The following is a 14320-nucleotide window of genomic DNA, read 5'->3' on the forward strand; positions in this document are numbered from 1 at the left end:
ATGACCACAACCACCATTGTTGGGAAAAGCTCAGACAACTTGTCTGAGCTGGTTTTCCAAAAAATAAAAAGCGATATTTTTGATTTCCAGCTCAAACCGGGCGCACGTTTCACCGAATCTGAAATTGCTGAATTATATGAAGTAAGCCGTACACCCGTACGGCAGGCTTTATACCGTTTACAGCAAGATGGCTATGTAAGGGTAAATTTTCGTAGCGGTTGGGAGGTGAAGCCACTCAATTTTAAAGCCTATGAAGAACTGTATGATTTACGGATTTTGCTGGAATGCTATGCCATTGAGCAGCTCTGCAAAATGGAACCAGAACAACTCAAACAGGCTTTACAGGACTTAGTAAATGTGTGGTGTATTCCGCCTGAGCAGTTTTTGCATGATTTAAAAACTTTATCGATGCAAGATGAAGCATTTCACTGCCAATTGGTTGAAGCAATCGCTAATAGTGAAATGGCAAAGGTGCATCGGGATGTGAGTGAAAAAATCCGTATTATTCGTCGCTTAGATTTTTCTAAAGATTATCGAATTGAAGCCACTTATGCAGAGCATCAACAGATTTTACAATTGATCCTTGGACATAATGTGACAGCGGCATTGGAGAAAATGCGCAGCCATATTCAGCAAAGTAAAGAAGAGGTGAAAAAAATTACTTTGGAAATGTTGGCGCGAATGGCATAGAACTATTTGCAAAAGATCTAGCTCACGATAATTCACGGTAGATATGTATTTTACGAGTCAATCTGTGTCGTTAGGGGCGTACTTAGAGCTATAAATAGATGTATTCATTGGTTAATATGATGGAGAAAAATAAAAAAGACCACGAAGGGGAGATTCTTTATTTCAACTTTAGAAAACGCGATTTCATTGGCGACTGAACGCCATTTCGGACAAGTCGATAAAGCGGGTCAAGCTTATATTCAGCATCCACTTCGTGTGATGCAAAATGTGCAACATCCCGATGCTAAAATCGTCGCTGTATTACATGACATTTTAGAAGATACTGCGACAACGACGGATGAGCTTCGTGCTATGGGTTTTCAAGCCCATATTATCGACGCGATACTAGCACTGACTAAAACAGCCGGTGAGAACCGATTTCAAGCTGCGCAGCGTACTGCTAAAAATGCAATTGCGTGTGAAGTAAAACTCAGTGATTTACACGACAATATGGATTTGTCTCGCTTAACTTTGGTCACAGCAAAAGATCGACGTCGTTATCAACAATATTTAAAAGTTAAAAGTAGATTAGAGCGTGCTCGGAGCGTCCATTTACATTTGATCGATTTAAATCTAACAACAGATTATCCGAGATTTCAATTTCAAAGTTCAAAGCAAAATTTTCAATATCTGCTTAATGCGATGTTTGATCTAGAGCATTCATTAGGTGGCGTTCAGATTGGAAGTCCACATGAGTGGTGGATTTTATTTGAAGATGTCAGTGCATATTTTGCATATTGCCAAAGAAAGGGTGCCGTTCCCAAGCAGGCAACATTCTTAGATTTAATTTTAACCACAGATCGGGACTATTTCGGGGGCATCTTTCAAGCTGAACAAGATCGGCAATTATTTGCCTCTATGTTTGGCGTCTTTATGCAAAATCATTTTTATTGCGTGGAAACTGAAGGCTGATTAGATAGATTGCATCAGCAATAGAATAAAATCACCTTTGATTGATGAATTTTATCTAGATAATTAGATGCTGAGTGTCATTTAAGAATATCTCGAAATGCTTGATTTCGAGATGTTTAAAGTGATTCCATCCATTAACATCTCCAATGAAACATGTGGCCATGCTTGCTGAACCTTATGCCTCAATCCTACATGGCATTATGGTGGCTGCAGGATTTATTATTCCGTCTTTGTGTTGATGTGGTTGTATAAACGCAGTGAACGCCTAAGCCAAGCGGCATAAAAAAAGCCCTCACATTTGAGGGCTGTTTGTTATTTTACTTCGGGTAAATCAAACCAAATCACTTGAGCATCTTCAAGCGCTTCAATTTGGCTATCTTCTAAGAAGGCAATTGCACCACCAGCTTCAACTTTATGTTCAGCAATTTGCACTGAACCTGAAATAACATGAATATAGTTGATGTGCTGCGTTGCATGGATGTCTAAAGCTTGACCATTCGTCAAAAATGCGGATTTAACTTCCGCTTGCTGACGAATATGCATAGGTGCATTGTCACTTGGACCGACAATTAAATGCCATTGATTGGGTTGATCACGTGGATCACATTTAATTTGTTGATAGGTCGGTTCAGCATCACGTTCATTTGGAACGATCCAAATTTGTAGTAAATGTACATCTTCATCACCTTGGTTCATTTCGCTATGGCGCACACCTGTACCTGCGCTCATGAGCTGCCATTCACCCGCAGAAATGCCACCATGGTTGCCCATGCTGTCTTTATGCGTAATGGTGCCTTTTAACACACAGGTCAAAATTTCCATGTTGTCATGTGGGTGTTGACCAAAACCTTCATGGGCTGCAATTAAGTCATCATTAATTACACGAAGCGCACTAATGCCCATGTATTTCGGGTCATACCAGTTACCAAAAGAAAAGCTGTGTTTAGACTCAAGCCAGCCCATTTTTACGTGACCACGGCTTTCACTTGGATGTAAAAAAGCATTCATGGCATTCATCCTTATCTTAATTATTGAACATATGCCTATTTTAAGATTGAACTAAATCGGTATATATAGTTTTTTAGCGACAATTCATCCTATTTATGCAACGATCATTCGAGATAAAGTTTTTTAATTCACTGACGTTACTTTCGTAAAGATATTTTGCACGTTTAAAATGATTTTAGCCGATTCGACGGAGTCTTACATTTAGGGATTAAATTAAGGGAATAGCCTTCGGCTAGAGGTAGTCTTGCGAAACGATGTTTCTCATTAGGCAAAATAAGAAGCGTGCTTCGCAAGTAAAAATCTTGCGGTGCAGTGCACCTCACCGACAAAATTCGTTCACTACCGTCTAATTATTCAAAGTATCGCAAACCATTATTGATTAAAAGAAGTGCTGTCTCAAACATTTGTGGATGCCCTTAACGCGTATCGTTCCTTTTTTGTCAAATTGCGGTTCTAATGTTACGCAGTAACATTAAAATTCATGAATGCACAGCGATAAAAAAAGCCTGCACGAAGCAGGCTTTTTTTAAATATGACTAAAATTATTCTAAGAATTTAACAGTCACACCAGATTTCACTTTCTTACCTAAGTCATTTGCATCCCAGTTGGTCAAACGAATACAACCGTGTGACGCAGTTTTAGAAATAGCAGATGGGTTCGGTGTACCGTGAATACCGAATGATTTTTTGCTCAAGCCAATCCAGATATTACCAACAGGACCATTTGGACCAGGTGGTAAAGACAATGGTTTTCTGTTGTTGCCTTGAACAAAGTTAGAAGGTGAGTAGCTGTACCAAGGGTTTGGTGCAACACCTGTTACTTTATATGTACCTGTAGGCGATGGTGTATCTGAACTACCAATCGTTGCCGGGAATGAACCGATCATTTGGTTGCGGCTATTAAACAAGTAAAGTTGTTTCGCACCTTTATGTGCAACGATCAGGTGAATATCTTCAGGAACTTCGTTACGAATATTCGCCACTAAGATTTTTTCACCAGCTTTTTTAAATGTCGCTTTTGGATTCAACTTTTTCAAAAAGTCTTCATCCATGTGGAATTTTTCACCTAACATTTCAGTCACACGTGTGTAGTACAAGCCTTTCATTTTTGCTTGTAATGCATAGTCGTGTGGAATTGATGCTGCATAAGGACCTTTCAAGTCTGCATCAGTCAATGTGTATTCAATGAATGCAGGTTTAGAACCTTGTTTCGCAATCAGCGCATCCCAAGTTTCTTTAGTTAAAGTCCCTGTAGGTTTCAACCCATTCATTTGTTGGAATGAAGCGATCGCCTTTAGGGTATTTTTACCACTGGTACCATCAATTGCACCCGGTGAAGCATGTGCATTATTGAGCATGACATGCGCACGTGCATAAACAGGGAATTGACCTTTACCAATGTTGTCATACCACTGAGCATTATTTAGGTCATTTAAACCCCAAGCAACTTTGGCAGCAGGCGAAGTTGATGTTGGAGTTGTAGCAGTCGCTGTAGCAGGTGCAGCACCGATGTCGGCTTTAACATCTTCTGATTGTTGCAAGCTGTCTAAAGTTTGCGATGCTTGGTTCAGATCTTCTTGTTCTTGAGCGCTAATCTGGCTAGTTGCAGATGAAGCTTCAGTCGCTAACGGATCAATGGGATCCTGAACTGCAACATTAGTCACTTTTTTTGGCGTTAATGGTTGTTCAGCAGTAGATGCGGCAATAGCTGTACCAGCAAATATGCAACTTAGGCTCAGTGCGAGCATGGTGCGAACGAACATGTAATTCAACCTTAAGAATTATTCATTTACTGTGTATTAAAAACTGGCTAAGTATTACAGAAAAAAAGTGGAGATGCAGTAGTTGTTTTGTGTAAATATCATTTTTGGCACTCAACATGATCGGTTTTTAAATGCTTGAGAAGTTATTATATTTACAACCTTTTTGATATGATGATGCGAATATCGAATTAAGTTGGGAAAGTGAATGACGACCTTAAAAAATGATCGTTTCTTGCGTGCCTTATTACGTGAACCGGTAGATGCAACTCCGGTTTGGATGATGCGTCAGGCTGGCCGTTATTTACCAGAGTATCGTGAAACACGTGCAAAAGCGGGTGATTTCCTATCCCTTTGTAAAAATACAGAATTTGCTTGTGAAGTTACTTTACAACCTTTGCGTCGTTATGACTTAGACGCTGCCATTTTATTTTCAGACATTTTGACTGTACCTGATGCGTTGGGTTTGGGACTGTATTTTGAAGCAGGTGAAGGTCCGAAGTTTCATAAAACTGTACGTACTGAACAAGATGTACTGAATTTACCTAAGTTTAATGCCAAATCTGACTTAGATTATGTCATGAATGCTGTGACTACGATTCGTTCAGCATTGGGCGGACAAGTTCCTTTGATTGGTTTCTCAGGCAGTCCTTGGACATTGGCAACCTATATGGTGGAAGGCGGTTCAAGCAAAGATTTTCGTTTTACAAAACAAATGATGTATGCACAACCTGAAGTGCTGCATGCCTTATTAGACCGTTTGGCTGTGGCGGTGACTGAATATCTCAATGCGCAGATTGATGCAGGTGCGCAAGCCGTACAAATCTTTGATAGTTGGGGTGGGGCATTAGCACACCGTGAATACATTGAATTTTCACTGAACTACATGCAAAAAATCGTGGCAGGTTTACAGCGTGAAAAAGATGGACGCAAAGTCCCTGTGATTTTGTTTACCAAAGGTGGTGGTCAATGGTTAGAGCCAATGATTGCAACGGGTGCAGATGCCTTTGGTTTAGATTGGACTACGCCATTAAATGTAGCACGTCAAACAGTCGCAGGCCGTGCAGCTTTGCAAGGTAACTTAGACCCAGCAACATTATATGGTTCGCCTGAAGCAATCGCGAAAGCGACGCGTGCTATGTTAGATGACGCATATGCCAACGGTGAAAAAACCGGTTATGTGGCGAACTTAGGTCATGGTATTACCCAGTGGGTAGATCCTGCCAATCCAAAAGCCTTTATTGATACGGTACACGAATATAGCGCCAAGTATTTATAAGGCTTTAGGGAAATAGGTTTAGGATTCAACCGTGGTCAAGATGATAAAATCATGTTTTGAGTTCTCTTATAAGGCAGCTTCGGCTGCCTTATTTGGGATATTACTGCTGATCGCTTTTGCATTAACTGCAGCAATGGGAAGTCAGGAATATTTTGGCTTTTTCCGTTATGATTATTTATTGTTTTATGCACTGATTATTCAAGTGTGTTTACTCTACCTGAAACTCGAGTCTTGGGCGGAAGCCAAAGTCATAGCACTGTTTCATATCCTTGCAATGGGGATGGAAATATTTCTGACCCATCCACAAATTGCCTCATGGCAATATCCGCAGCCTGCGGTTTTTAAACTGCTGACTGTGCCATTGTTTGCAGGTTTCATGTATTCGGCGGTGGGGAGTTTCTTTGCACGTTCGCTACGTCTATATCAAGTGTCGTTCAGTAACTTACCGCGTTTTTGCAATATGCTGTGCTTAGCCGTTTTGTCATATCTTAATTTTATGACCAAATTTTTTGTGCCAGATATTCGTATGCTTTTGTTTGCTTGGAGTGTGGTGATCTTTTGGAAAACCAAGCTGAGTTTTCAATTACAAAATCATGTGATTCAGTTGCCCATGTTACCAATACTGTTGATTTTGGCATTTTTGATTTGGATCGCAGAAAATATCAGTACCTTCTATCAAATTTGGTTATATCCAAGTCAGGTCGATGCATGGCATATGGTCGGTTGGGGGAAACTCGGTTCTTGGTATTTGTTGCTATTACTCAGTCTAGTTTTAGTACTCAAAATCCTTGGAAAACGTGACGAAAATGGTACTTGGTTACTCAAAAAATAGTGAAAAAGAACGTATTATTTTTAGCCAAAAGTTTTAGATGAAAATGTTTTGCCTTATCTGAAAGATCAAGTTAATCTACAGGTGTGTAATCAAAATTACACATGTTTTAATAATTAAAAACAATGGAATAAAATTCCCTGGAGAAGTGCTATGTTAAAAAAATTAGCTTTAGTTGCAGTCGTTGCACTAGGTTCTACAGCTGCTTTTGCTGACCGTGACGTAGGTTGTGGTGTTGGTTCTCAAGTTTGGGCTGGTCAATCAGGTAAAATTCCTAAAATTTTAGCTGCGACTACCAACGGTATTTTTACTAACCAGTTACTTGGTATCACCTTTGGTACTTTAGGTTGTAGCGGTACAGGTACAGTGACTGCTCAAGCAGTAACATTTACCAATGAAAATGCTGAATCACTTGCTCGTGATATGGCGGTTGGTCAAGGTGAGAGCCTGAATGTTTTGGCTGAGCTTTTAAACATCCAATCAACAGATAAAGCACGTTTCTTTGCTGTGTCTAAAGCAAATTTTGCTGAAATCTATTCAGCTGAAAACCAGTCTTCTCTACAAGTACTTGCTTCATTACAAAGTGTAATGGCAAAAGACGAAGTACTTAAAGCATACGTTTAATCGATGCTTTTAAAACCCTGTCTCTCGGCAGGGTTTTTTATTATCTAAAATATATAAAAATGGATTTGAATATAACTGAATGAAATCAATTGCTTTATTTTGTACTTTTATGATTCCGAGCATCATATATGCTCAGCAAGTTGTAGATTCTACTCCCTCTAAAACCGTAGAGTTACAGCGATATATTGAACTTGCACAATCAAAAAAACTGTCTGAACACATCAGTTGGCAACGACTTTTATATACAGATCATAAAGGACAAAGTGAAGTTGCTTTTTCAGGTTACTTTCTAGCTGAAAATGGCCGTCAAAATGCCCAAGCCGAATTAGAGGCAGATGTCGCTGCACTATTTCAAACCGCCGAACCTAATCAAGCCTTTCGTTGTCGTTTCCCTGCGCGTAGTCAGTGGCTGATGCAAGAGTTATCCATCCGTTCAGAGCAGTTACCAGTAGTGAGTTGCCCTGAGTTTGATGAATGGTTTGGGAAAATTAAGCCTTATAAAGCAACATTAATCTACGCCACAGACTTTATGGGGAATCCAAGTTCTATGTTTGGACATACCTTGTTGCGTCTCGATCCGAAAGATCAGAAAGAGCTAAATTTGGTGTCCTATGCCATTAACTATGCAGCGACAGTTGCAGGTGAAGATAACTGGTCTTATGCATGGAAAGGCTTAACAGGGCAATATCCTGGTGAATATTCCTTAATGCCGTACTACCGTAAAGTGAAAGAATATGGTGATTTTGAAAGTCGTGATTTGTGGGAATATGAGCTAGCACTAACCGAGCAAGAAACCAGTTATTTGGTTAAACATATTTGGGAAATGCAAAATGTAAGTTTTCCCTATTATTTCGCCAGTGATAACTGTGCATATCGATTATTGGGCTTAATGGATTTGGTTCGCCCGACACTGAATTTAACCGAAAAATTTAAAGTTGCTTCCATTCCCGTTGAGACGATCAAAGCGATCAATGATGAACAACTGATTCGAGCAGCGGTTTATCGTCCTGCATTAGAAACGCAGCTTTTGTCACAAGCGCAGCAACATGGATATCGTTTAGCACGCGAAGCGCATAAACTCGCTGAAATTAAACCTGAGAACATGTCTACAGCACTCTCTCAGTTTAATGAAGTAGAGCAAGCGAAAATATTAGAAATGGCGTATGACCATCTGTATTTATTACTGATTGGGAGAAAGGTGAGTGCGGAAGAAACGCAGCCTAAATTACGTCAAATCTTGGCCTTACGTAGTCAATCTTCGCAACCAAAACAACGGACTGAACCTAAGCAGCCAAGTCTAAACCCAGTCAATGGACATCATGCGCGAAATTTTTCAGCTACAGTAGGCGAAGTTCAAGGTGAAAAATACATCGAACTCGGTCATCGTCAGGCTTATCATGATTTGATCGATCCGCAAGGTGGCTTTCGAATTGGTACGCAGTTGATGTTTTGGGATGGCTCGATTCAATATCGTGACGACCAACTCAAACTCAATCATTTTGATTTTTTATCGGTCAACTCCTACAATCCGATCACGCCATTTAAAACACCGCTAACTTGGGGTTTTAATTTTGGCTGGCAGCAAGTGTCTGTAGATGCAGGTCAATTTAGCGAAACGAAACAACATGGCGTTGCTGAATTCAAAGCACAATCTGGTTATAGCTGGGCCAATCAGGAACGTACACATTTGTGTTATGTGCAGTCTCAAATGCAGGTGCAGGGAGGCAAGTCACTTGATCAGGGATGGCGAGTGGGCCTTGGGCCGACACTGGGTTGCCAAAATATTTGGTCAGAAAAACTCAACAGTTTGGTTCAGGCAGAGCTTCCGTATTGGGAAGATACACATCAATGGAATCTGAAACTCGATGCTGAATTACAATATATCGTCAACCAACAAAATGCTTTAAGACTAGGATACGAATACCAGCAACAAGATGATCAAGATTGGAATAAATTGAAATTGAGTTATGTATTTTTCTATTAATTTTTAAGATAGATAAAATGTGAAATATCAAATAAATTTGTTTTTTTATGTAAGTAAAGCGAGGTATGATTGCTAGCTTTGTAATAGCTGTGGTTTGTGTCACCGAATGAATCAAGAATGTATTACAGGTCTAAGTCAGACTTGGAAAGATATTTGTGATCAATATACTGAAAATGAACATCTTGCAGCTTTGCAATTTATCCAGAAGCATGTTGAGCATTTAGTTACTGTTTTTTATGAACAAATGTCGCGAGAACCAGCGTCAGCTGAATTTTTTAAAGACGATATTATTCAAAAAAGGCTGATCGACACCTTAAGAAAATGGTTATTAGAAACATTTAATGCTGCACTAAACAATGAGTTTGAAATTTCGGTTAAAAGGCAGCAAAAAGTTGGAATGGTGCATGCGCGTGTCGGCATTCCGTCATGGTTGATTATGCGTGGTGTACGTGAAATAGAACGTAAAATATTTGAAATTTTGGAGCTAAACCAAACGCAAAATATTCTCCATATGTGCAGTTATATTGTGCAAACTATGGGATTTAGCACTGAAATTATGTGCCGATCTTATGAGATCAATACGGAAAAAAAACAAGAAACAAAACACAATTATCGCTTATTTTCTGCGATGCAAGATGTTGCAGTGCATAAAGATAAACAACGTGGTTCATTGCTCAATTGGGAAAATGAATTGATGTTTAAAATCTTTTCGGGAAATGTCAGTTTTTATCATTCCTTACTTTCAAAATCAGAATTTGGATTGTGGTTTATTCATAAAGCGGCATATGCTTTTTCGGGTTCAGATCAGGTTCAATTAATTATTGATCGAATTTATCAAGTGGATGAGCTAACGCAGCAAACCACACAAATAACGGATAAAGATCAACTGCAACATTTGATTCAACAGATTCGAGACTTAAATCGTGAAATTCAGCATTTAGTCGATCAATTATTTCAGGTGGCTGAATATATTGAGTCAGGCAATGATTCTTTGACGCAACTCCTAAACCGTCGTTATCTTAGTACTATTATTTCACGTGAAATTACTTTTGCACGTCAAAATGAAACGCCTTTGTCTTTGCTAGCCTTTGACGCGGATTACTTTAAAATGATCAATGATAAGTTTGGTCATGCGGCAGGTGATCTTGCACTGAAATTTATTGCCGAAGCTTTGCAGCGTTACAGCCAAGGTAGCGATTATGCATTCCGTATTGGTGGCGAAGAGTTCTTGTTACTCTTGGTGGACACCAATGTAAACCGTGCGATGAAAGTTGCAGAAAATATTCGCCAATATATTGAAAACGGAGTGATCCGAACAGTACAAGGTCAGCAATTTAGTTTAACCGTTAGCGTTGGTTGTGTGCAGTATAATGGTCATCCTGACTATCAACGTTTACTAGATGCTGCCGATATAGCACTCTATGCTGCTAAGAATACTGGTCGTAACCGTATTTACGTTGCTAAAACTGATCAGCAAACAAGATCATCTTCATCCTAAATGGATATTCACTTAATTTTGCTTTGTAGAAAATCTAAAAATTTTGCTTTTTGCTCTACATACTTGGGATGAACTTTAGCTTCATCCCATTTTTGTTTAAATACTCGTGCAGCAGCTGCTTTGACGGGATCCTCTTTTTGTCTTGGAAGCTCTTCGCGTCCATGTGCACCACTTAATCCTTTTTTATCATTAGGGACTGGACCCTCATATTTTTTACCACCTTTATGGTTGGCATAGCGACGTGCACGTGTAAAACCCATCTGCAAAAATTTACGTGCCATATCTGCACCGACAAAATCTTCAGCGTCTAAATACTCTTCAAAAAGTTGCCAAATTTTGGTACTGCTTTCGATGGCTTTTTCTTCATTAGCAAATCGCCAATAAGGCAAAATTTCAGATTTATAAGGCTCTACGAGTAATACACCTTGTTCACCACGTCCAATTCTATAAAGTTCAGGGTGTTCGCGAAAATTTATCTTTTTAAAATCTAAACTGTAATCAAAACTATTGGAATGAACGCGTGATACACGCTTAGGTGTGGGGATGGATTTATTATTCATATTCACTCCATTACAACCTTACTCTATTTCAAGCTTAAGCTAAAAAAGTAGCCCCAGTTGGGGCTACTTTTTATTTTGTCTTTTTGCTGGTGGATTTGGCTTTGGTCGTCTTGGGTTTTTCTCCCTTAGACTTGCTTGCCTTAGCATCCGTTTTCTTTGCTGTTGAAGATTTTTTTGTTGCTTTCTTCTCAGCTTTTGGCTTTTCATCTTTAACTTTAGTGCTTGTTTTTGATGTGCTGGCTTTTTTAGGGGCCTCTTTTTTGTCAGCTTTAGATTTCGGCGAACTTTTAGTTGACGCAGATTTTTTAGCTTTTACTTTTTCATCTTTAGTTGCAGCTTCTTTTTTAGAAGTGCTGTCCTTAGATTTTTTTTCAGCAGTTTTCTTTGTTGCTTTGTTTGAATCTTTACTCGATGCTTTAGCTGATTTTTTTACTTTATCCTCATTCTTTTTTGCAGTTTTTGCCGTAGTTTTCGCTGTCTTTTTCTCATCTTTTTCAGTTGTCTTTTTTGCGGCTACCATAGTGATCACCCTTAGTTAGTAAAAAAAGAAAATAGCAATGAATCTAAAGGATTCATCTTGTTTTCAATGTACGGACTAATCTTGAATATGGGGGGTGAAATCATGTTATGAAATGTTTAATTTATGAACAGAAATGCATTAAGTAATTGATATCAATTTTATGCTGTAGTTTTGAGTTACAAGTCTTACAGCACGGTTACAAACAATATTTTTAAAAGATATTTTTTCAAAATAAATATTTTGGGCGATTAAACTTCTACAACCACATAGTATTTTTTGACGGCTTCGACAACTTCAAACTTGCCCTGAAACGATGGGGGAATAATGCCCGCTTGGCCACCGGAAACCTCGATATATCCACCTTGTTGATCATGAATACGTACTAATCCTTCAAGGATTGTAAAAAACTCTTGTTTGTTCGGTGCAAAGACAATATTCCATGCGCCAACGTCACATTGCCAAATCCCGCAGTCCATATTGGGGTGTACATACAGGCTTGCAGTTTCACGTTTAGGATTGCCCTGAACCAAACGGTCTGGGCGAGGGAAGTCTATGCTGTGTTTGGCTTGCGCTAAACCCTGACCGGCAATATATACATCTGACATGATTCATCCTGAAAATAGTGCTTTGCTATCAAAGCAAACGATTTGCGACATTAAAACACAAATAAAAAAAGCCTCAAGAGCACGAGGCTTTTTTTTATGAGTGCTAACGCTGAATGTTCTATTAATAGCTTTCTGGAACTGCACTTAAAAATTCACGACGTTCTTCTTTATTGGTTTTAAAGTCACCGACAAAAGAAACGGTACGTGTTGTAGACTCTTGTTTACCTACACCACGCATCATCATGCACATGTGAGCTGAATCAATCACCACAGCAACACCACGCGCACCAGTCACTTCAGCCACTGCTTCAGCAATCTGCTGAGTAAGGTTTTCCTGAATTTGTAAGCGACGGGCAAACATTTCTGTAATACGTGCGAATTTTGATAAACCTAAAACATTGCCTTCTGGGAGATAAGCAATATGTACACGGCCATAAAAAGGCAATAAATGGTGCTCACACAATGAATAGAATTCAATATTCTTAACTAAGACCATTTCACGGTTATCGGATGGGAAAACCGCATTGTTGGTCACTTCTTCAAGTGTCTGGCTATAACCAGAAGTAAGATATGAAAAAGCTTTAGCAGCACGCATAGGCGTATCTTTAAGACCCGGGCGATTCAGATCTTCACCAACGGCAGTTAGGATATTTGCGTAGGATTGCTGCATAGACATAAGACGTGTTCACTTACACTGAGAGATTGAACAAGGACGGCATTGTAGCAGAAAACTATTACAATGCCTTCTTTTGGAGTTAAATCCGATTATTGTTTAAACTGTGGGTTTTTTTCTGCACGTTTAAGCAGAACCAGTACAGCACCTGTGCCGCCTTGTTTTTCTGGGGCGCTCACAAATGCCAATACATCACGATGTTGACGTAACCAACTATTTACATAAGTTTTTAAAATTGCTTCTGGACCTTTGCCATGCACAATTTTAATGACGTTTTGATTGTCATCTTTCGCCATTTGAATAATTTGCAGCACGGCAGAACGGGCTTCTTCAACAGTGCAACCGTGTAAGTCGACAGCTTCAAACCAACGTAGATTACCAGCTTTCAGATCTTCAAAAACTTTATGTTGTAAGGTTGCAATGCGATAGCTTAAAGCAGCTTGACTGGCAACAGGGTTGAGCATCGCTTGCGTATCAGAAAGTAATGCATCATCTGTTTCCATAGGACCAATTGCAGCAGCACGTTTAGCCAACGTTTGCGCATCAGGTTTTTTACGACCCACTTTTTCCATTTTTGCAATATTTCCTGCATTCATTTTTTGAACACCTTGCATTTGCTTTTGGAAAAGCGCGAAGTCTTCTTCCTGCTCTTGTTCAACAGTCTTTGGCGTTGGCTCAGGCTGTTTAGTAATCGTTGAGGAATGTGGATTCGTAATTTGCTTTTTAAAAGATTTCAGTAGGTTGTACTGATCTTTTGAAAGCGAAGAATCGTGTTTGCTCATAATGAAAAAACGGGAAATATACAAAAATTTAGTGCAATTATAGCCTTAAATGGCACTGATTTGAACTGGAAAGACTTTATATAAAGAAGATCTCTTAATTCATTACAAGTCCTATTTGGGCTTCAAAGTTGAATTAATTAATTTAATAACTTTTTTATTTTTATATTGTTCTGCAAGAGCTAATGCTGATTGTTCTTCATTAAATTTAGAAATACACACGATTTCGGTTGAAGCGCCTTTTTCAAGTAAATAAGAAATTATCTGATATTGATTTAGGCGGATAGCTTTACCTAATGGGGAGCATCTAGTGAAATAATATGTTTGTGGTTCAACTTCATCTACTACAAGTTCATTTATTTTTCTCAGCTTCATTTTTTTGATGAAAGAAATATCTGTGTGCTCGATAGCCGCCATAATTAAGGTGGTATCATAAAATTCATTGTTTTCACCAAAATTTAAATATTAAGCCTCTTTCATAAATCAAAAAACGAACAGTCTCTTGCTGATTATTTGTACCGAAGAATTTTAAATATTCATGCATAATCTGCGGATGAAAT

General features: G+C 38.9%; 14 protein-coding genes and 1 pseudogene. 7 read left to right on the plus strand and 8 right to left on the minus strand.

Going from position 1 to position 14320, the window contains the following annotated elements; translation table 11 throughout:
* Together AC25JC_RS10355 and AC25JC_RS10360 are read left to right on the plus strand one after the other, a co-directional pair.
* The gene (locus AC25JC_RS10355) at window positions 1-690 is read left to right on the plus strand and encodes a GntR family transcriptional regulator (protein WP_180115024.1); all 690 of its coding nucleotides are present in this window, start codon (window positions 1-3) and stop codon (window positions 688-690) included.
* Between the two features lie 159 nt (window positions 691-849).
* A pseudogene (locus AC25JC_RS10360) lies at window positions 850-1260 on the plus strand (guanosine-3',5'-bis(diphosphate) 3'-pyrophosphohydrolase); the annotation flags it as partial.
* A 693-nt stretch (window positions 1261-1953) separates the two neighbouring features.
* On the opposite strand, the gene AC25JC_RS10365 reads toward AC25JC_RS10360, so the two are convergent.
* The gene (locus tag AC25JC_RS10365) at window positions 1954-2649 is read right to left on the minus strand and encodes a pirin family protein (protein ID WP_486923982.1); all 696 of its coding nucleotides are present in this window, start codon (window positions 2647-2649) and stop codon (window positions 1954-1956) included.
* 542 nt (window positions 2650-3191) lie between these two features.
* The gene (locus tag AC25JC_RS10370; RefSeq protein ID WP_078191979.1) at window positions 3192-4412 is read right to left on the minus strand and encodes a L,D-transpeptidase family protein; all 1221 of its coding nucleotides are present in this window, start codon (window positions 4410-4412) and stop codon (window positions 3192-3194) included.
* A 205-nt stretch (window positions 4413-4617) separates the two neighbouring features.
* On the opposite strand from AC25JC_RS10370, the gene hemE reads away from it, so the two are divergent.
* The 5 genes from hemE (at window position 4618) to AC25JC_RS10395 (ending at window position 10623) form a co-directional block, all read left to right on the plus strand.
* Complete coding sequence (hemE, locus tag AC25JC_RS10375; protein WP_078191978.1) at window positions 4618-5688, plus strand: uroporphyrinogen decarboxylase; 1071 nt, start codon at window positions 4618-4620, stop codon at window positions 5686-5688.
* A 40-nt stretch (window positions 5689-5728) separates the two neighbouring features.
* Window positions 5729-6520 (plus strand): DUF817 family protein, encoded by a 792-nt coding sequence (locus AC25JC_RS10380; RefSeq protein WP_249748420.1) that lies wholly within the window; start codon window positions 5729-5731, stop codon window positions 6518-6520.
* 150 nt (window positions 6521-6670) lie between these two features.
* Entirely contained in the window at window positions 6671-7141 is a 471-nt protein-coding gene (locus tag AC25JC_RS10385; RefSeq protein ID WP_078190276.1) for a DUF3015 family protein, read from the plus strand.
* 79 nt (window positions 7142-7220) lie between these two features.
* On the plus strand, window positions 7221-9125 hold the full coding sequence (locus tag AC25JC_RS10390) for an Lnb N-terminal periplasmic domain-containing protein (RefSeq protein WP_486923983.1): 1905 nt from the start codon (window positions 7221-7223) through the stop codon (window positions 9123-9125).
* Window positions 9126-9231: 106 nt separating this feature from the next.
* Window positions 9232-10623 carry a diguanylate cyclase gene (locus AC25JC_RS10395; RefSeq protein ID WP_486923984.1) on the plus strand — a complete coding sequence of 464 codons (1392 nt, stop codon included), beginning with the start codon at window positions 9232-9234 and terminating at the stop codon, window positions 10621-10623.
* Between the two features lie 8 nt (window positions 10624-10631).
* Here AC25JC_RS10395 and AC25JC_RS10400 read toward each other — a convergent pair whose 3' ends face one another.
* The 6 genes from AC25JC_RS10400 to AC25JC_RS10425 all read right to left on the minus strand — a co-directional run bounded on the left by AC25JC_RS10400 (window position 10632) and on the right by AC25JC_RS10425 (window position 14177).
* Window positions 10632-11183, minus strand: a complete 552-nt coding sequence (locus AC25JC_RS10400) for a DUF4385 domain-containing protein (RefSeq protein ID WP_180023378.1) — start codon at window positions 11181-11183, stop codon at window positions 10632-10634.
* Window positions 11184-11253: 70 nt separating this feature from the next.
* Window positions 11254-11703 carry a hypothetical protein gene (locus AC25JC_RS10405; RefSeq protein WP_486923985.1) on the minus strand — a complete coding sequence of 150 codons (450 nt, stop codon included), beginning with the start codon at window positions 11701-11703 and terminating at the stop codon, window positions 11254-11256.
* Window positions 11704-11951: 248 nt separating this feature from the next.
* The gene (locus tag AC25JC_RS10410) at window positions 11952-12308 is read right to left on the minus strand and encodes a cupin domain-containing protein (protein WP_486923986.1); all 357 of its coding nucleotides are present in this window, start codon (window positions 12306-12308) and stop codon (window positions 11952-11954) included.
* A gap of 121 nt (window positions 12309-12429) precedes the next feature.
* On the minus strand, window positions 12430-12978 hold the full coding sequence (gene folE / locus AC25JC_RS10415; protein WP_171262632.1) for a GTP cyclohydrolase I FolE: 549 nt from the start codon (window positions 12976-12978) through the stop codon (window positions 12430-12432).
* A 95-nt stretch (window positions 12979-13073) separates the two neighbouring features.
* Complete coding sequence (locus tag AC25JC_RS10420; protein WP_486923987.1) at window positions 13074-13763, minus strand: Smr/MutS family protein; 690 nt, start codon at window positions 13761-13763, stop codon at window positions 13074-13076.
* A 111-nt stretch (window positions 13764-13874) separates the two neighbouring features.
* On the minus strand, window positions 13875-14177 hold the full coding sequence (locus tag AC25JC_RS10425) for an ankyrin repeat domain-containing protein (RefSeq protein ID WP_180105410.1): 303 nt from the start codon (window positions 14175-14177) through the stop codon (window positions 13875-13877).
* Window positions 14178-14320: the final 143 nt, after the last annotated feature.

The organism is Acinetobacter sp. P37 (genome assembly GCF_057480965.1).